This is a genomic window from Vibrio sp. D173a (assembly GCF_030248475.1).
In genome coordinates this window covers 1-1,199 of sequence record NZ_JAHGAH010000489.1, presented here as the reverse complement: position 1 = coordinate 1,199, position 1,199 = coordinate 1, and the positions used below count along the sequence as shown (strand labels likewise).

Sequence of the window (1,199 nt, the reverse complement as noted above, 5' to 3'; positions counted from 1 at the left end):
ATGCCATCGCCATCACTATCAGGGCTACATGGGCTACTGAGTTGTTGACCTGTTTCGATCCCCATCTCCAGACCGTCCGATAGACCGTCGCCATCACTGTCTGCATTGTAGGGATCGCTGCATGTTGCCTGTTCAATATGGTCAGGTGCTTGGTCTTTATCACTGTCTAGAGGATATAACTGTTCAACTTCTGAGATTACTTTATTGCCGTACTTATCACGAGCCACCGCTTGAATAAAAACAGGAGATGTAAACTGAGATAAATCTAAATTCACAGAATTCACACCTTCAACTGATTCATAAAATAACGGCGGTGATTCTGGGCTTATATATAAATCAAAATTTAAGTCAGATATTTTCTTTGAAAGGTTAAAGTTTATAATGACACTTTTAAAATTCTGGACTTCTGAAAAATCCAAAGAAAGTTTATATCCATCCAAATTATTATCATTACTTTCAGATGTAGATATAATATTTGATAGGATATCATATATATAAACTACCGACTGATCATCACCTTGTTCTTCCTTTATTTTACTTTCAGTTATTCGCCCTAAGGGGTCATAGCTGAATTCAATCGCTGAGGCTTGGTTCGTCATAAACATGGCCAAAGCACCTAGTACTGTCCTGATACTCATCATAGAGCCTTATGGTCTTTATCAAATTAATGTTATTACCGTTAAACCAACTGATTAACTTAACTTTTGCTAAGTTGATGAACAATCAATTAATAATCGATAGACAACAACAAGCTTATGGTACAGTTGAATATGACAATCACAATTTTTAACTTTATGGTATTAATTAGAAATATATCTCACACCAAGGTATATTAAATTTCTATGCTTTGGGTAGGTATTAATCGCTTTATTAACTTCTATTTGAATAACGAATACTTCGAGTTGCTCGCTCCTTTTCGAGCACCAAAAGCTGTTTCTGATAGATACCTATTTCGTCGTAACTATAGTTTAGTGACTACTGTAGCAGTTTATCTGTCATGAGAGAGCGTTTGGAAATTAAGGAGGGTCTATTCAACTTGGTATACCCTACTAAGCGCTGAATTTGTGGCTAAAATCTCAGACAGCTCTGACTATCGTGCGCTTAAATACCAACATTTCCGTGCCTCTCACTCAATCAAGGAAAGTCTGATCCATAACTCTCACTTATCTCTATGTGCCATCACCATAGAAGTGGCCCCC

Annotated in this window: 1 pseudogene; it reads right to left on the bottom strand. The window is 36.9% G+C overall.

Annotated features, from left to right (window positions below):
- Window positions 1-599: pseudogene (locus KIV40_RS26990) on the bottom strand (hypothetical protein); the annotation flags it as partial.
- Window positions 600-1,199: the final 600 nt, after the last annotated feature.